Genomic DNA, 16,806 nt, shown 5'->3' on the forward strand with positions numbered 1-16,806 from the left:
ATCGAATCAACGAACATTCAATGAAATAACACCTAAGACTATTGAACATTAAGAGATTTACCTATATGGTAGATTCATTCCACAATGGTTCTGAAAGTAAGGTTTACCCTGGGTGAATGAACTTTCTTGGTAGGTGGTAAACGATGCAGCCAATGTGTTTGTGTAGTACCTCGCATAACGAGAAGACTGCCGTGTTCGAGAAATACATTGACCGTTTCTTTTGTTTGGCGATGTTTGAATGCAAATTTTCGTTCAGCACCAAATGAAATGGATGCAATCGCCCCGTCTTTCTTTAGATCCTCCTCTTCATCTCGGTGCCAGGCCATTCCCTCTGATCCGTCATGGTATAGGTTCAGCAAACATGAATTATAGGATTCACCTGTAAGCTCTTCAGTCTTAAGCTTAAGATTGTTCAGTTCTTGTGTCCATGGTAATGCAGTTTTTGTGTTGTTAGAATAAGTATACTCAAAAGCCTTGTCACCATACCATGCTACTTTTCTTTTGGTTTCAATTCGTTTGCCAAATATGATGGCCACATCCCTTTCCCATTGTACGGTATCAAGGAGTAATTCATAATACTCGTCAGCCGCTTGGGAGCCGAACACCTTGCCATAGTAGTTAACGATTCCTTCGTAGGGCAATAGGTTAGATGTTTTATTTACTGGTCGATCGAAGAGTTCCATAGTTCATAGGCGGTTTTCATGCAGTGTCCGCAAGGTCTATAACCCTGGTCTACTGCTTCTGTTTCATTCGTGAAAAATACGCGGTTTGCTTTATACATACGGCGTCCACTTTTGCATGCTAGCATACCGTAGATTTTCAAGTTAGAGTTTCCAGCCAAGGTAATTGCCCTATTTTTTAGCAATACCAATAGCTCCTGGGAATCCAGGTTTTCATGCATCCACATGATCTCGGTATTTTGCAGCTTCCCAACCCAGCAGTATTTGCTTCCGCTCTGGCCCCCACATGTATCCTCCAAACTGACCTGTCGCCTGGATCACTCGATGACAGGGAATTAAAAAAGCAACAGGGTTAGCACCAATGGCTGTTCCTACTGCTCGTGATGCCGATGGTTTATCCACTGCCGTAGCAATGGTCTTGTAGGTAGCCAGATTGCCGGCTGGAATTCTCAACAAGGCCTCCCATACCTTCAACTGAAAAGGAGTTCCTGACAGGTGCAGGTGTATGGGTTGATGTAACTTTAGGCCCTCTTGAAAGAACTTACTTACTGACTGCTGATGTGCAGTGTTTGTTTGAATCAACTGAGCACGAGGAAACCTATCCATGAGTCCACGAACTCCTTCCTCTTCATTCTGGATGAATGCCACATAACATATTCCTTTGGACGTACTGGCTATGATCACTTCACCAAACTGACTGGTCGCAAAATCATACGAAATTTCTAACCCCACACCTTCCCGCTTGAACTCCCCTGGAGTCATGGCTTCTATACTTAGAAACAAATCATGAAGGCGTCCGGTGCCAGAGAGACCCATTTCGTGTGCGGTCTGAAATAGTGTTGCCTCAGAAGACCTTAACACTTTCCTGGCATGGCTAATACTTATGAACTGCATGAACTTCTTAGGGCTTACACCTACCCACTCTGTAAAAAGCCTCTGGTAATGGTAAGGACTAAGATGAGACAGCTCGGCTATTTCCCCGAGTTTAGGTTGTTGGGTGTGATTAGCTGCAATGTACCTAATAGCCTCAGCGATTCGCTGGTAGTTAATGTGATGTTCATCTGTAGGAGTCATGAGATCAAAAGTAGCTTATCTAAACCTGGTGTAAAACCCGAATCTTGCGGTTATTCCATGCAGCAACGCTTGTATTTTAGGCCACTTCCGCATGGACAGGCAGCATTTCTTGGTATTCTTGTTGGTACACCGTAGGTATCCTTACTCACGATTCTCGACGGATCTTGTTTAAAGACTTCACACAAAGTATCATACAATTCTGGCTCTTTCTTTTTTAGCAAATGCGGCCTTTCGAAAAAGTACTCACTTGCAACAGCCAGAAATTCCTGCTGATTGTATCCTGCGTAGGAATCGATGGTACTTTTGCTTTTCATGATTTGATTGGTCTCTTTCCTGATCAATTCCAACCAAGGACCGGTATGCGCCTGGTCCACAAAAGATGGAGGAATGCCATCAATCAGTCCGTCTTCCTTGTCAAAAAGATGTACAAACTCATGTATCCCCACATTTCGTTTATCGTTGTTGATGTCAAATCCTCTATGCAGAGCTGGTTTGGAGAATATCACTTTGCCCTCCATGGGTCCATTTCCCACCATTCCGGATATTCTTGCATTGGGTCCACCAATGTTATATCTCTCATCAAACGAATCGGGATAGAGAAGCACCTCATCCAAATGACTGTATGTCCATGCTGGAAATCCAAACAATGGAATGACCGCACTACTTGCTATCAACAACCTGTCAAGCAGGGTTACTTCTGTCTGTACGCCTGATATAGTAACTTCAGTGAGAAAGTGTTGCACATCTGATTCAAACTGAGTCTTTTGAGTGGTGTCCAGGTTTTGATAAAAGTGGACGTGATCTTCAAGAATAACTTTCCATTTATAAGGAACAGTCAAAACCTCCGCTTGCCGTGGATTTAACACGCGCCAGATGTACAAGCCCAGGCCTGTCATCACCATCAAGAGGAGGAATAGATGCATCATGAGGTTAAGGCATATGGATCACAATCTTTCCCACACTCTTTCGAGACTCCATGAAGGCATGAGCTTGTGGTAGCTCCTCAAAGCTGAAGGTTTGACCTACGACTGGTTTGATCTCGTGTTTCTGAACAAAGAGAAGAAGCTCCTGGTAAACAGATTGTGCTATTTCTGGCTTCTCTGTCAGATAGCCAACGTGAGTTGCGGCCATCGCATAGGATCCTTTTGCCATTTCCATTACATTGACTTTAGGTGCATCACGCCAGGCTGGCCACCAGGTCCATGGTTTCCATTTATGCAAAGGTATACTGGCATAACCCGCCACCACCAATCGTCCAAATGGGGCCATCAACGCTTTACTCTTCTTGAAGACACCACCACCCACTACTTCCAGACATACATCTACCCCTTTCCACTCCTTTTGAATCACTTCTTGTAAGTCTTCAGTAGTGTAGTTAATTGCCAAATCTGCTCCGAGTTTTTTGATGAGTTCTAACTTCTCAGGTTTACTGGCAGTACCGGCCACCTGAGCTCCGGCCTTTGATGCTAGCTGCACCGCTGCAGTACCAACTCCACCAGCTGCAGCTTGAATCAGCACCCTTTCTCCACCTGAAAGTTTTCCAAGCTTGAACAGTGCCACCCAGGCAGTGATGAAGTTCACCAGAAAAGCCGCTGAATCTTGCCAACTCCATCCGTCAGGTACTTTGTAGACCAGGTGTGCCTTGCTCTTCATGCACTCGGCATAGGCTCCGTATTGAGCTCCCATGATGACCCTATCTCCTATTGCAATACCTGACACCTCCGTTCCGACCTGCATTACTTCACCAGCGGCCTCCATTCCCGGAATATACGGTCTTGGTGGGGCCCAACTGTATTGACCTTTTCTAGATAGTACCTCAGCATAGTTGATGCCAATGGCCCTCACACGGATAAGTACTTCATTACTGGCGATATCAGCTTCAGATACTTCAGATAATTGAAGGCGATCAATTCCTCCGGGAGACTTAAAAAGGTAGGCTTTCATTCTCTGTTGGTAACCCAGTAAGATTCTGACTCCTCCACAGACTGAGCACCTTCTGCATTCACAAACCAACGAAGAATATCCTGGTAGTCCGTATCATGCTTCAAGTGACGAAATTGGGTTTGAAAAAACTTGAGGTTACCCCTGTTTCCCAAAAATGGTAGCTCCGATATTAGCTTTGATGGAAATTCAGGAACCTGGATGGAAGTGTTTGCAGGATTAAAAATCATCCAGGAAAGCTGGGAGCCGTCTCCCGTGTTATACCGAAATAAACTCCATTGATACGTATATTCCTGGTCTATGGTCGCAGTAAAACCTCCAATGGATGGATCAATAATCTCCACAATAACCGACGGAGCAACTATCTGCTCGGGAACAGACGGTGAACTGAAGTTGAATACATTCCAATAGTTATATGATTCATCAAATTCGGCATATGACACGGAATACTCATAATAATCATAACCCTCCAGATAGCCAAATTGATTGAACTCCCCAGACCTGGAAGACAATGAATTATTCCACAAATCATAATTCGATTGAATTTCATGTAGTTGGTCGTCCGAGCCGTATACACCTCGCATATAACCAAACGTCTGCTCATGCTCAGTTTGTATGTGAGCGGTTCGCATGGGTGAGAAATCAGCAAAGTCTATAACAATCTCATCGTCCACACTTACTTCCCCGATCCTGTAATACATGGGGTTGTTTTCATAATAGGTAGTTACAAGTAAACCACTGACTCCCTCCCTCAGATGAACTTTAGCATGATAACTGTTCCCTTCGTAGTAAACATCATCCAAATAAGAATATAGAAAATTATATCCGTCACTGATCGCAAATGACAGGAATGGGGTGTCCCCATCATTATAGTTGTTAATCGTTAAATCAAATGTACCGACGCTCTCCGGGGTGCCAACAATGGGTGGAAATGAGGTTCTGTCCAGCCAAGATGTTCCTACTTGCACGTGCTGATAAGTGGTCAAACTGCCCGCACTCTCCTGTCTGGCATCAATCACCGTAACCGAAATGGTGCTTGATTTGGTACTGCCATAAAATTCGAGGATCTCCTCAGGATCAGTAACCTGATGGTAATCGAGTACCTTTCCATCATCATTGGAAACCATCACCCAGAAACCCTCATGAAAGACACTAGCAGAAAATAGTAACTCATCCTCAGTATCTGTATTACAACTTTGGAATAATAGGATTGTAAGCACCAAAACGACTAACTTCTTCATACTTCGTCATATTTTACCAAAAGCCAATTGAATCGTAACAGCTACTTCTTCTTTTTACTTTTGAAAGCTCCCGCAATCAGATCCTGATCAAAATCAGCAGCAACGATTTTCTCATTAGCATAAACAAACAACGCCGTGGTAAATACTGTGCCCGCTACTTTGAATAGTAAGCCAGTAAACAGCAACAAACACCCTCCTATCACAAGACCTGCGATCATCCCTGCAGCATCAAACTGCTGAGCGAGTAAGATGGTCAGTCCCACACCACCAGCTATTACAAGCACATAGGCGAAAAAAGTCATCAAGCCCAAACCAATGCTTTTGACAATGTTTTCTCCCCAGGTTTCTCTAACGGCTTTGAGTGACTTCTTAACTGCGTCTATAGGACCCAATCCATCATAAACCAGGATTGGCACTACAAAAATCGTAGCAATACTCCACGCAGCTCCCATAAGCCCGATGACTATCCGACCGATAATCTCCCCAACCTTACCAAAGCTAGACACGAGACGTTCCAGTAAATGAGCAGCAGACCAACGGTAGCAGAGAGTAAGCTCCACTGAACAATAAGACCCATTCGGGAGGTAGCAAATCGAATACTCTCCCCAAAAGTGGCATTACCACCTTCAAAGCGAATTTTGGCCGTATAGGTCACGCACACATTGAAAAACGTAGCAATAAAAGCCAATCCAAAGTAGGTAGTAAAAATGAGGACATACTGGTAGACTTCTAATTCCTTCACTGACCGGCCTCCGTCAATAATGTCAGGTAACACGGAGGGCACAATCATCGCCACGGAAAATAAAGCACTAAAGACGAATGATAACAAGGCAAAAGCAAGCAACTCCCTGTCCTTGTTGATGACACTGAAGGATAGTTTAGTGATCTGCCAACTGCGTGAGAATACGTTCATGAGATTGAGGTTAGGATATTCAGATGATCAATAATAGACAAAATCACGCCTAAGCCCAAAAACACCTTCCACCGTATGTTTAGTCATAACTGTAGTCCAACACTCTGTGATATCCTAAAAGATTGACGCTCACTCGAGAAGATTCTGGGTGCTGGAGAGCTAATAGGTTGAATTTTACCTTTTCAATGATCATGGCTCTTCTTAAATCCAGATCCTTAAAGGAGATGGCGACATCCACGGTTAGGCCATGCTCACCATAGTAGTACTCTCCATTCCAAATCAGGCCCATTTCAATCAATTGATCTTCACCTGCTCCTCCACCATAGCCAATTCTGCACTTCAAATATCCATTTTCAATAAACACGGCTTCAAGCAAAGAATTGGGAGATCTACGTAGCAGCTTGCCAGATTGGAGCGTTCCATATCCATAAATGGAATATTCGGACTGAAATGATTGCTTCATTAACTCTGGTTGGATTCTTAAAGGATGCTCGGCCATCTCAATAATTGACCTTTCCTGATACTCCGGTTTCAAAACTTGTTCAAACATGGACGGGTTGACCATCAATGGCTTATTGTACCAGACGTCCTCGTATTGCTGCTGTGCATACTGCTGATCTAAAGGAACACAAGAGGCAATCGTCATTGCACTCAAGACCAGGTACAGCATTCTTCTCATTTTCCTTGCAGTCCTTTTCCTTCAAAAACAAGTGGCATGCATTTTTCAATTCTTGAAGATCGAGTTTCAGACTTTTTCGGTTGGGTGAAATGGAGAATAAATCCGCGCTGACGACCAGGAGTTAATGCCTCGAATGCCTCTTCAAAATCTGGTCTTTCCTTAAAGAAAGCCAACAACTCCTCTGGATAAACCAATTCTTCCCTGGCTTTAAAATCTACCTTCAGTCCCTGATTTTCCACCTCAATAGCTTCAAACAAATACGCTCGCAAATCTTCTTCCATTTCCAATACCTGAGTGGATGAGGTGACCTTGATGATCCTTGCAGACTGAGAGTTTTCACCTGGCTTGTCTAATATTTTTTGAGTGTCTGCCAAAAGTGACCCTTTAAAAAAACTGAGACAAGCATAATCTTTGAACGCACTTACTGTACAAACATTGGCTCCATTGTGGGTATAAACGGGTACACCCCATTTGACTTCTTCATTCAGACCACATGCTAAAACGATCCGACGCAATTCTCTAAGCTCCCCGGGCCACTTATGTACTTTGCACTCTGGGGTTCCTCCAAATTTGCATCGGCCACACCCCTCTAGCAAATAAGTATCTACACTGTCTCTGGTCATTTCCATCATCTAAAATAGTTACAATGCATCAATTCTATATTCATACGCCTAGAGTCTGAAGTCTAATCATTTATTCCCTTACCCTCCAGCATCCGATCCCAGTGCTTCTCTATCCTAGCCATTCGGGTTTTGGACTGTTTGGCTTGGGCGAAATGTAGTAAGTATCCACGTTGCCTGCCTGGTGTAAGTCGCTCAAAAGCCGCTTTCAACTCAGGATTGTCATCCAATGTCTGCTTGAATTCATCCACCAACTCAAATTCAGCAGTCTCTTTCATATCCACTTTCAGGCCTTTCTTTTCAACCTCAATGGCACAGTTGACACAATGCTCAATATACCTCTGGCGTGACAAAACATCTTCTACATTTACAAAACGTAATTGCCTGGCAGCTTGAACATTGGCTGTTTGTTGCACCAATTGATTTTTCGGATCGTCGATCAAAGCTCCTTTGTGAAAAAGCAACGCACAATACTCCTTAAATCCATGTATGAGCACTACATTCTGACCGTTGAGCGTGTAGCATGGCTTGCCCCACTTCACTTCTTCGCTTAACTCGAATGGAAGGATGATCCTTCTTAGCTCTAAATAAGCTTCTTGCCATTTCGTATTCTTCTCGAAAAAGATCTCTGGACTACTAGGATTGAACATCATCAAGAGGATTTAGCAAAAACCAATCGTCTACTAGCCGGTCGGTAGTACCAAGATAGACATGTTAGCATCAGCAGCAATACAGAAGGAAATATTTCACTAAAAGGATCCTGGACGATAAGATGTGAAGCCAGTGCGCCAGTCATTGCAAAGAAAAACCCTGCATACGCCCACTCCTTTAGCAGGGGTAGTCCAGGCACTAATGCAACAATGACTCCCAGTATCTTCCAAACTCCCAAAATGGATAACAAATAAACTGGGTAGCCTAGATGAGCTACCGTACGTTCTACTTCTTCTTCTAACCGAATGAGCTGAACGATTCCGGTGGATACCATACCTAGCGACATCCATAATGTCACAATCCAATAAATGATCTTGTTACGCTTTGACATAAGTTTAAGAGTTCTTTTTCATAATTTCTTCTATCCTATTGTGGGCCATATTGATGCCCTGAACAAATGGTAATTGCAATATCTGATCCCTTACGGCCACTGATCGATAGATGACATGCATGGTCAGTTTACTGCTTTCATTTCCGACTGATTCAAACTCCAGAAACTCCAACTGTGGAGGAAACGGAGCATTGGCCATTTCGAAGGTTCTTGTAATCCTCTGGTTGTCCTGAAAGGAATGTATCGTGCCATGAAAACCAAATTTGTTTCCTTTAGGATCTGTAGTCTCAAACTGGTAACTCCCATGTTGTTTGTTTTCCAGTTTCACCACCTTGGTCCCCATCCATTGCTCCACCATCTCGGGAATCACATACGCTTTGAATAGCAACGCTACTGGCAAATCGAATGAACGTGTGATCGTTAGCTGCTGCTCACCATCTACGGCATGCACTTGGGTTTTAAGTTCCTTATTCATTTGGATTGGTAGTTTTTCATGACTGCCTCCAGCTTATTGAACCGATCATCCCAGAGTTGACGGAAGGGCTCTACGAAATCAGCAATCTCCTTTACTTTAATTGGATTGAGTTGATAGAGTACTTCCCTTCCATTCTGTTCTTGATGGAGCAGTTCACACTCTGTGAGTATGGAAAGGTGCTTTGACACTGTAGGTCTGGCTGAATCAAAATTCGCAGCAATGGCTCCTGCAGTCATAGACTGAGTAGCTACAAGCAGCAAAATGGCTCTCCTGGTGGGATCGGCAATTGCCTGGAATACATCTCTTCTTAGTTTCATTATGTAGTTATTTGACTACAAATATACGTGTAGCTAATTAGCTACACAAATAAACTTTTTATGTGTCCTTTAGACACTTTGATAAAATCGTATATTTGACATCTAAACCCCACATGTATGAAGAAGTATATTAAAATCGTTTTAATTACCCTGTTGAGCTTGGTAGCTCTCTTGGTCATCGTAGGTTTTGGTGGATGGATGTACCTCAAAAATAGTTTCCTGGAATTTGAAGAGGATTATAGCCAGAGTATACAAGTCCAGCAGAAAACGACAGATGGATACACCTATACAGATCGCAATGGTAATGGCACTCTGGACCCGTATGAAGATGCACGAAAATCTATCGACGAACGCTCCTCGGATTTGTTAGCGCAAATGACTATTGATGAAAAGATCCATCTACTCAAAGGGTCTGGAATTGCATCCGCTATGGGACGCGTCGAACCAGGTACTGGTATTCCGGGAGCTGTGGGGACCATTGTTCCCACTCCGCGCCTTGGGATACCCACCACTTACCTGTCTGACGGTCCGGCTGGTTTGAGAATAGCTCCTAAACGACCAAATGAGGATCGAACGTATTACTGCACCGCATTCCCGATTGCTACACTGCTAGCTTCTACATGGAACACTGACCTGGTGCAAGAAGTAGGTTCAGCGATGGGAAATGAAGCCGTTGAATACGGAATTGACGTCATTTTAGGACCTGGAGTCAATATTCATAGGCACCCTCTTTGTGGGCGTAATTTTGAGTACTATTCGGAAGACCCTCTATTAACTGGTTTCATGGGTGCAGCTATGGTCAACGGCATTGAATCTCACGAAGTAGGGACTTCTGTCAAACACTATGTGGCCAATAACCAGGAAACAAATAGAAATAACAACAACACAATCGTTTCTGAACGCGCTTTGAGAGAACTCTACCTCAAAGGTTTTGAAATTGTCGTCAAAAAGTCTCAGCCATGGACCATCATGTCTTCCTACAATAAGGTAAACGGCACCTACACATCTGAGAGTCCTTATCTTTTAACTGAGGTTCTTCGTAATGATTGGGGGTTCGAAGGTCTGGTGATGTCAGACTGGTTTGGTGGCAATGATGCTGTTGCTCAGATCAATGCAGGTAATGACTTATTAGAACCCGGCACTAAATTGCAATGGGACGATTTAATAGAAGGATATGAAAACGGAACCTTAAGTGAAGAATCGATCAATAGATCAGTAAAAAGAATCCTGGAGTTGATCATCAAATCTGGCAAACTGGATGGAGAAACATTTGGGAACAATCCCGACTTGAAAGCACATGCCCAAACAACGCGTCAATCTGCAGCCGAAGGAATGGTCCTGCTTAAGAACGAATCAACTCTCCCTCTCGCTAGCAGCAAGAACATAGCACTTTTTGGAGTGACCTCTTACGACTTCATTGCAGGTGGTACAGGCTCTGGTGATGTAAACGAAGCATACACAGTATCCCTGGAAGAAGGCCTTACCAATGCTGGATTTTCCATTAATCAACAAGCCAAAGAGATTTACGAGGCTCACAAAGCTGCTAATCCTGAGGCATTCGTTAAGCCTGAAGGCATGAATGCGATGTTTCAGCCCTACAACCCACCACAAATACCTTATACAAAAGAGCAGATAGAGCAGGTCTCCACCGGATCGGATGTAGCCATTATCACTATAGGTAGAAATGCTGGCGAAGGTGGTGATCGGGTAGAAAAAGATGACTTCTTGTTGACAGCCGTAGAACAAGAGATGATCAAGAACATTACTGACACTTATCATCAAGCAAATAAAAAAGTAGTGGTTGTTCTCAATATTGGTGGAGTGATCGAAACAGCTTCCTGGAAAAACATCCCAGATGCTATCCTGCTGGCGTGGCAAGGCGGACAAGAAGGCGGAAACTCAGTCGCCGATATCCTCAGTGGTAAAGTAAACCCAAGTGGAAAACTTCCCATGACCTTCCCTATCAACCTGAATGATCATGCCGCTAATGCCAACTTCCCGCTGGATGGAAAGCCAATGGGAATGTTTGATATGGTGGCTGGGAAAGAAGTACCAGAAAATGAACAAGTCGCCAATGTAGATTATACCAACTATGAGGAAGGGATTTATGTCGGATATCGCCATTTTGACAAAGCGGGTATAGAGGTTTCATATCCTTTTGGCTTTGGGATGTCTTATTCCTCGTTTAGCATAGATACCTTGATAACCAAGCTCAAAAATGACACTATTTATGCCTCTACTCGTGTGACCAACACGGGAGACATTGCTGGAAAAGAAGTCGTTCAGCTGTACTTCTCAAAGGTCAATTCATCTATTGACAGACCTGTACAGGAGTTAAAAGAGTTCGCAAAAACCGACATTTTAGAACCTGGTGAATCAGAGGAGTTGACATTCCGTATCCCGGTTTCAGAACTGAGCTATTGGAACGAATCATCTGACGAATGGTCACTGGAAAATGGTGTGTACGAAGTTCGTGCAGGTGCATCTTCCAGAGATATCAAGAAAATATCCATGGTGGAACTATAATTCAACCAAAACCTTTTGTTAAAAACCTCTTCAGAAATCGTGAAGAGGTTTTTTTTAGTTCATGGCAATGCAAAAGCCACATATAAATTACCACTTGGCGTGCTTAATTTGGTTCCTCCACATGCTAGTGCAATGTATTGCTTGCCGTTAACCATGTAAGTGGCTGGGGTAGCAAAGGAAGCAGCAGGCAGTTTTGTTTCCCAAAGTAGCTTTCCGGTGTATTTATCAAAAGCTCTGAAATAACCATCTTTGGTGGCCGCTATGAATAGTAATCCGTTTGAAGTCACGATCGGTCCTCCATAGTTCTCCACTCCGGTAGCATCAATCCCTTGCTTCTTCAACTCCGGTTCATGACCAAGAGGAATCCGCCACTTGTACGCTCCAGTGTTTAGATCAATGGCGCTCAAAGTACCCCATGGTGGTGATATGGCTGGCAAGCCCTTCATATCCAAAAACTTGTTGTACCCGACACTGCGATATGGTAATGAGACCTTATCCGACGCTTCTATGTGAGCTATTTCATTTTTCTCTTCATCGTACAAATAAGCCATTAAGGCCTGAATTTCAGAGCTGGATAAGGTCGGGAAACCCGTCATCATTCCTTTTCCATTCCTAACAATGTTCATGACGAACTCTTTATCTCTTCTACCTGCCAAATCTATCAGCGATGGGTAGTTAGGATTACCCTCACGATCTGCACCATGACAACCCATACAGTATGAGGTATACAGTCGATGGCCCGTCGTGAGACTTGTAAGCTCTTCCTCTCTTGGTGTGGGAATCATACGGTGAATCCATGCCATTTCATTTGCATTCACATATAGCACTCCTTCTGGATCTGCAGCAGCTCCACCCCATTCAGCTCCACCATCATATCCAGGCAATAATACTGCGCCCCGCAAGCTTCCCGGTGCATATTGAGCCTTATCGTAGGACTCCAACTCTTCCAGTAATTCTGTACGATTAGCAGCATATGGACTAATATCATCAGGCGTCAAATCGCTTGACTGTCGAGCAAATGGAGCTGGTTTGGTAGGGAAAGGTTGAGTTGGCCAGGTCTCCTCTCCCTCTAAATCACTTAACGGCACTGGTCGCTCTTCGATTGGAAAGATGGGTTGTCCGGTAAGCCGATCAAAAACAAAGACATAACCTTGTTTGGTCACCTGGGCTACCACATCGATCACTTTCCCATCTCGTGTGATGGTCATCAGGTTTGGCGGTGCTGGCAGATCTCTGTCCCAAATGTCATGATGTGTCGTTTGATAATGCCAGATACGCTCACCAGTGTTGGCATCAAGTGCCAGCAAGCAATTGGCAAAAAGGTTTTGGCCCTTTCTATTCCCTCCATAAAAATCGTAGGACACTGACCCTGTGGGCACGAAGACCATGCCGTTCTCATAATCTATCGCCATGCCCGCCCAGTTATTGGCAGCTCCAACTGATTCATTTTGATAAGCACCAGGTGGAAATGTTTCTGCACCAAACTCCCCGGGATATGGAATAGTGTGAAAAATCCATTCCAGTTCACCAGTCCTTACATTGAATGCTCGAATATCTCCAGGAGCCGCATCAGCGTCTTCAGAAACCCTTACAGGCATGATAATCAGATCCTTATAAATTGCTCCAGGTGTATTGGAATTGATGAACTTATCCTTTGCTGCTTCCGGTAATCCAAGATGCAAATCAACTTTTCCTTGATCACCAAATTTCTGGATTGGAGTTCCACTCTCTGCATCCAGGCACCAAAGGTCTGACCCTATTGTATAAAAGATTCTGCTTTCTGTGCCATCAGTCCAGTAAGAAACGCCACGACTGGTGCTTGCCCAATGCTTCAGCGTATCTCCAAACAGCCATAACTCTTGACCTGTAGCGGCATCTAGTGCAAAAGCCTGCAATGTTGGTGTCACGCCAAATAAAACACCTTCTATGATTAACGGATTGGTTTGCATCTGACCGGCACTGGGTGTTTCATACGTCCAGGCTATTTGTAAATCACCAACATTATCAGGAGTGATCTGATCGAGTGTAGTATAGTGATTACGATCAGGTCCACCGAGATACTCAGACCAATTGTTGGTGCTAAGGCTTGCTGGCCGGTCACATGCAGACAATGCAACAAATAAGACTATGAACGTCAAAAACTTGATCGGGTGCGGCATTAGGTTCATCAATTGATTTAATGATTACCCTTCTAAGATAGCAAATACTCACTCGGTGTTCTGTAACTGATAGTGGAGATATAATGCCAAAAGCCCCGTTCTCAAGGAGAGACCGGGGCTTTTCATTGATAACTAGCCAACTAAACGCTATTCATATCTCAAAGATTGGACTGGATTAACAACTGCTGCTTTGAGTGTGCGCAAGCTCGCTATTGCCAGGGATACCAGGATAATAGTAACCATCGGTATGGCAAAAGTGAAAAAATCCATGTCCTTGTGGTTATTGAAAATATCAGATATCAACGCATTGATCAGGTAATAGCCAGCCGTTACACCTATTGCCGAAGAGATGAATAGTAAGAAGAAATAGCCTTTGCTAATCAAGTAGACAATATGGCTTACCTCTCCACCGAGCACTTTCCGCACCCCAATTTCTTTGGTCTTTCTGATCAGGTTGATTGACACTAGTGTAAATAAACCCAAACAAGAAAGTATGAAAGCCACCACTCCTAAAAAGGTGAATATGGTCAAAATATTATTGTTCACACGCTTGGCTTCACTAAGCAGTTCATCCTGGTAAAAACCAGCAAATACTTTATTCGGAATTTTGCCATTCCATTCACTCTCGAGGTAGTCATAAACTTCCGTCACATGCCCAATATCCGTTCGGCAAGCGATGAAACTATAGGTGCCGTCATCTTCAAATTTCAGGCTTTTTAAACGGAAGCCTACAGGCTGCAATGGTGCCCAAAAACCATAGAGGTAAAAGTCTTTCACTACTCCAACAACAGTCAGTGTAGTGGTATCATTGATCACCACCCGTTTTCCTAGTGGCTCCTTCCAACCATAAGACTCAACCAGCTTCTCATTAACGATAATCGAGCTCTTACTATCCGAAGCTTCCAGTTCTCTGGAAAAGGATCTTCCCTGGATCACATCCAATCCCATGGTCTCGATGTAATCGATCCCCACATCCAGCATGCTCGTATTCACCTCTTCACCATCATGCTTCAAAGCCACACCATAGTTACCACGCCCGATGTGGTTCTTTGCACTGGCAAATAGTTCGATATTCGGATTGGCCAGCATGGACGCTTTCATCTTCTGGTACTGGGTCTCATTGAGCAGATTAATAGCAATTATCTGATCGCGCTCATACCCCAGATCCAATGTATCCTGATAAATCGCATTTTGGATGAAGGCTACACTAGCAAAAATGGCGATTACAGTGAAGGTGTATTGTGCTGCCAGTAAGAATTTAGTCAGACGACTGCTTCCTCCAATGCTGAGACCACCTCTCAAGATGTTTACTGGTTTATACCTACTGATATACAATGATGGATAAAGGCCTGCAAGGACTGTTGTAAACACCAGTAACAGTGCCAAAAACAAATAAAATCCGATATCACTTGACAGGTCAAGTTCTAACTCCATTCCCTCCCACATCGCAGCGTATGCCGGCACGAGATAGGTAGCAATACCAATAGAAATCAACAATGCCAGGAAACACACCGTCAAGTTTTCGGTCATGAACTGCTTAATCAGCTGCTTTCTGCTACCACCCAGTACTTTTCGAACACCAATTTCCTTTAACCGACGGTTAGAGTTTGCTATCGCCGTGTTAGTAAAGTTGAAACAGGCCACCAATAAAATCAACAGAGCCATGATCTGCGGAGTAAGCACAGCGGCAGGATCCATGGCTTTTGTCAAATTATCCGACCATATTTCTTTGGATGTATGTGCATGGGTGCTCATGGGACTCAGCAGAAAACGCGCCATGATAAAGTCTTCTCTGGCTTCTTGCTGGATGGGAATGTACTGCTGAAGTTGCTTCTCCAAACCTTTAGCCTGAGTTGGATCGTTGAGATAGACAAACGTATTTTGGGCAAAAGTTCCCCAATTGTTCTTCACATTGTCGTCATACATTCGAAACCGATTCTCAAAGTTGGTCAGTATTTCAAAATGCACGGATGAATTCTGAGGTGCTTTTTCGACTACACCGGCGATCACAAAATTGAAGCTCATTCCTGTATCATCAAATACGGTCAGCACATTGCCAAGCGGATCAGCATCTCCGTAGAATTTCTGAGCATACTCATCAGTGATCACCGCTCTTTCCAAATCGTGATAGGCGCTGAGATCTCCGGCAATCACAGGAAAAGTGAACGACTCCAGAAAGCCTGGTTCGGCATAGCATACTGATGTATTAAAGACCTTGTCAGGCATGGTTTCATCCCGAACGGTAAACACGTGGCTTTCAAAGCGAAATACACGATCGACACCAGAGAGGTCCTCTCTCATGGCCTCCGCCATCGGCATAGGAATGCGGCCGAACTCATGCAGATCACCCTGACGCTCGTGTATGCCATGCACCTTATAAATGTGGTTGATCTGTGTGTGATTGGTATCGAAATCCCAGTTATACTTCGAGTTGAGGTAGGCAACAATGCAGCAGGCCAATGCCAGTCCAAGTCCAACGATGTTTATAGCTACATAAACCTTGTTGCGAGAAAGGTTTCGGATGGCAACTTTCAAAAAATTCTTGAGCATGATCTTCAGGTTTGCAGGTATGCACCTTGAAAATCAATCATCATGCCACGAGGATTATCACTCTGATTATCAATAGATTACATACATCATCAGTAGAAGATAATGTTCAATACCGAACAAAAAACAACTTCAAAATGGACAAATAACCTTTTTCTTAGAATGCCGTATCCTATCCGCTAATTGAGTGGATTTATCACTCTTCCAACTTCAAATCCTGGATCAACAACGAATAATCCACATCCGCTGCTGGTTTCAAAATGGGCATGCCAAAACCCTCCAATTCCGGATGAAGAATGGGCATGATCATTTGTTTTGTCATAGGTAGCTGGATAGTCACCTGATCTTTAGCAAACGGGTTGTCCTCCAAAATACCTTTAGGAGCCTTAATAATCGGAGGTAAATCCAATTCCAAACCCTGATCAAGCTGAAATGAGTATTCTTTCTGAAAGTCAAACTTTGGCTGAGGTTGCTCTTTTAATTGTGCCATGCCTACCATTGGTAGTACCATGATCAAAATATATAGACTAGAAACTTTCATCGTTTAAAGATAACGTGTTTTGAATCATTTTTTGCATCCATTTAAGCACTT

18 protein-coding genes are annotated in these 16,806 nt (G+C 43.7%); 1 reads left to right on the forward strand and 17 read right to left on the reverse strand.

What is annotated here, in order from left to right; translation table 11 throughout:
• Positions 1–74: 74 nt before the first annotated feature.
• From ACO067_RS23470 to ACO067_RS23535, 14 genes are all read right to left on the reverse strand, one after another.
• Positions 75–683, reverse strand: a complete 609-nt coding sequence (locus tag ACO067_RS23470) for an alpha-ketoglutarate-dependent dioxygenase AlkB family protein (RefSeq protein ID WP_421879209.1) — start codon at positions 681–683, stop codon at positions 75–77.
• Positions 659–907, reverse strand: a complete 249-nt coding sequence (locus ACO067_RS23475) for an Ada metal-binding domain-containing protein (RefSeq protein WP_421879212.1) — start codon at positions 905–907, stop codon at positions 659–661. Before ACO067_RS23475 ends, ACO067_RS23470 begins: the two co-directional genes overlap by 25 nt.
• Complete coding sequence (locus tag ACO067_RS23480) at positions 894–1,754, reverse strand: methylated-DNA--[protein]-cysteine S-methyltransferase (protein ID WP_421879215.1); 861 nt, start codon at positions 1,752–1,754, stop codon at positions 894–896. The genes ACO067_RS23475 and ACO067_RS23480 overlap by 14 nt, the downstream gene beginning before the upstream one ends.
• 50 nt (positions 1,755–1,804) lie before the next feature.
• The gene (locus ACO067_RS23485; RefSeq protein ID WP_421879218.1) at positions 1,805–2,680 is read right to left on the reverse strand and encodes a zinc-dependent peptidase; all 876 of its coding nucleotides are present in this window, start codon (positions 2,678–2,680) and stop codon (positions 1,805–1,807) included.
• A 4-nt stretch (positions 2,681–2,684) separates the two neighbouring features.
• Positions 2,685–3,698, reverse strand: coding sequence for a quinone oxidoreductase family protein (locus ACO067_RS23490; protein WP_421879220.1), 1,014 nt, complete (start codon positions 3,696–3,698; stop codon positions 2,685–2,687).
• Positions 3,695–4,936, reverse strand: coding sequence for a hypothetical protein (locus ACO067_RS23495; protein WP_421879222.1), 1,242 nt, complete (start codon positions 4,934–4,936; stop codon positions 3,695–3,697). The genes ACO067_RS23490 and ACO067_RS23495 overlap by 4 nt, the downstream gene beginning before the upstream one ends.
• Before the next feature lie 41 nt (positions 4,937–4,977).
• Positions 4,978–5,442, reverse strand: a complete 465-nt coding sequence (locus tag ACO067_RS23500) for a DUF6159 family protein (protein ID WP_421879225.1) — start codon at positions 5,440–5,442, stop codon at positions 4,978–4,980.
• On the reverse strand, positions 5,400–5,849 hold the full coding sequence (locus tag ACO067_RS23505; protein WP_421879228.1) for a DUF6159 family protein: 450 nt from the start codon (positions 5,847–5,849) through the stop codon (positions 5,400–5,402). The genes ACO067_RS23500 and ACO067_RS23505 overlap by 43 nt, the downstream gene beginning before the upstream one ends.
• Positions 5,850–5,928: 79 nt before the next feature.
• A complete protein-coding gene (locus ACO067_RS23510; RefSeq protein WP_421879231.1) occupies positions 5,929–6,528 on the reverse strand; it encodes a hypothetical protein in 600 nt (199 codons plus the stop codon).
• On the reverse strand, positions 6,525–7,151 hold the full coding sequence (locus ACO067_RS23515) for a YdeI/OmpD-associated family protein (RefSeq protein WP_421879234.1): 627 nt from the start codon (positions 7,149–7,151) through the stop codon (positions 6,525–6,527). Before ACO067_RS23515 ends, ACO067_RS23510 begins: the two co-directional genes overlap by 4 nt.
• Before the next feature lie 62 nt (positions 7,152–7,213).
• A complete protein-coding gene (locus tag ACO067_RS23520; RefSeq protein ID WP_421879237.1) occupies positions 7,214–7,801 on the reverse strand; it encodes a YdeI/OmpD-associated family protein in 588 nt (195 codons plus the stop codon).
• Positions 7,801–8,190: a DoxX family protein gene (locus ACO067_RS23525; protein WP_421879240.1), complete on the reverse strand. Its 390-nt coding sequence runs from the start codon at positions 8,188–8,190 to the stop codon at positions 7,801–7,803. Before ACO067_RS23525 ends, ACO067_RS23520 begins: the two co-directional genes overlap by 1 nt.
• A 4-nt stretch (positions 8,191–8,194) precedes the next feature.
• A complete protein-coding gene (locus tag ACO067_RS23530; protein WP_421879242.1) occupies positions 8,195–8,665 on the reverse strand; it encodes an SRPBCC domain-containing protein in 471 nt (156 codons plus the stop codon).
• Positions 8,662–8,982, reverse strand: coding sequence for an ArsR/SmtB family transcription factor (locus ACO067_RS23535; RefSeq protein WP_421879245.1), 321 nt, complete (start codon positions 8,980–8,982; stop codon positions 8,662–8,664). The genes ACO067_RS23530 and ACO067_RS23535 overlap by 4 nt, the downstream gene beginning before the upstream one ends.
• Positions 8,983–9,099: 117 nt before the next feature.
• On the opposite strand from ACO067_RS23535, the gene ACO067_RS23540 reads away from it, so the two are divergent.
• Entirely contained in the window at positions 9,100–11,508 is a 2,409-nt protein-coding gene (locus ACO067_RS23540; RefSeq protein ID WP_421879249.1) for a glycoside hydrolase family 3 C-terminal domain-containing protein, read from the forward strand.
• Between the two features lie 59 nt (positions 11,509–11,567).
• Here ACO067_RS23540 and ACO067_RS23545 read toward each other — a convergent pair whose 3' ends face one another.
• The 3 genes from ACO067_RS23545 to ACO067_RS23555 form a co-directional block, all read right to left on the reverse strand.
• On the reverse strand, positions 11,568–13,667 hold the full coding sequence (locus ACO067_RS23545) for a PQQ-binding-like beta-propeller repeat protein (protein WP_421879252.1): 2,100 nt from the start codon (positions 13,665–13,667) through the stop codon (positions 11,568–11,570).
• A 147-nt stretch (positions 13,668–13,814) separates the two neighbouring features.
• Entirely contained in the window at positions 13,815–16,217 is a 2,403-nt protein-coding gene (locus ACO067_RS23550; RefSeq protein ID WP_421879255.1) for an FtsX-like permease family protein, read from the reverse strand.
• Between the two features lie 193 nt (positions 16,218–16,410).
• Entirely contained in the window at positions 16,411–16,704 is a 294-nt protein-coding gene (locus tag ACO067_RS23555; protein WP_421879258.1) for a hypothetical protein, read from the reverse strand.
• Between the last annotated feature and the right edge of the window lie 102 nt (positions 16,705–16,806).

Origin of the sequence: Marinoscillum sp. (assembly GCF_965229915.1) — a bacterium.
Taxonomy (GTDB): Bacteria; Bacteroidota; Bacteroidia; order Cytophagales; family Cyclobacteriaceae; genus Marinoscillum.

Bases quoted from the DNA above. Each gene is read 5' to 3' on its own strand.
- ACO067_RS23505 (WP_421879228.1), bottom strand. From the start codon at position 5,849: ATGAACGTATTCTCACGCAGTTGGCAGATCACTAAACTATCCTTCAGT.
- ACO067_RS23490 (WP_421879220.1), bottom strand. From the start codon at position 3,698: ATGAAAGCCTACCTTTTTAAGTCTCCCGGAGGAATTGATCGCCTTCAA.
- ACO067_RS23535 (WP_421879245.1), bottom strand. From the start codon at position 8,982: ATGAAACTAAGAAGAGATGTATTCCAGGCAATTGCCGATCCCACCAGG.
- ACO067_RS23550 (WP_421879255.1), bottom strand. From the start codon at position 16,217: ATGCTCAAGAATTTTTTGAAAGTTGCCATCCGAAACCTTTCTCGCAAC.
- ACO067_RS23485 (WP_421879218.1), bottom strand. From the start codon at position 2,680: ATGATGCATCTATTCCTCCTCTTGATGGTGATGACAGGCCTGGGCTTG.
- ACO067_RS23520 (WP_421879237.1), bottom strand. From the start codon at position 7,801: ATGATGTTCAATCCTAGTAGTCCAGAGATCTTTTTCGAGAAGAATACG.
- ACO067_RS23555 (WP_421879258.1), bottom strand. From the start codon at position 16,704: ATGGCACAATTAAAAGAGCAACCTCAGCCAAAGTTTGACTTTCAGAAA.
- ACO067_RS23545 (WP_421879252.1), bottom strand. From the start codon at position 13,667: ATGCCGCACCCGATCAAGTTTTTGACGTTCATAGTCTTATTTGTTGCA.
- ACO067_RS23470 (WP_421879209.1), bottom strand. From the start codon at position 683: ATGGAACTCTTCGATCGACCAGTAAATAAAACATCTAACCTATTGCCC.
- ACO067_RS23530 (WP_421879242.1), bottom strand. From the start codon at position 8,665: ATGAATAAGGAACTTAAAACCCAAGTGCATGCCGTAGATGGTGAGCAG.
- ACO067_RS23540 (WP_421879249.1), top strand. From the start codon at position 9,100: ATGAAGAAGTATATTAAAATCGTTTTAATTACCCTGTTGAGCTTGGTA.
- ACO067_RS23475 (WP_421879212.1), bottom strand. From the start codon at position 907: ATGTGGATGCATGAAAACCTGGATTCCCAGGAGCTATTGGTATTGCTA.
- ACO067_RS23510 (WP_421879231.1), bottom strand. From the start codon at position 6,528: ATGAGAAGAATGCTGTACCTGGTCTTGAGTGCAATGACGATTGCCTCT.
- ACO067_RS23495 (WP_421879222.1), bottom strand. From the start codon at position 4,936: ATGAAGAAGTTAGTCGTTTTGGTGCTTACAATCCTATTATTCCAAAGT.
- ACO067_RS23525 (WP_421879240.1), bottom strand. From the start codon at position 8,190: ATGTCAAAGCGTAACAAGATCATTTATTGGATTGTGACATTATGGATG.
- ACO067_RS23515 (WP_421879234.1), bottom strand. From the start codon at position 7,151: ATGACCAGAGACAGTGTAGATACTTATTTGCTAGAGGGGTGTGGCCGA.
- ACO067_RS23480 (WP_421879215.1), bottom strand. From the start codon at position 1,754: ATGACTCCTACAGATGAACATCACATTAACTACCAGCGAATCGCTGAG.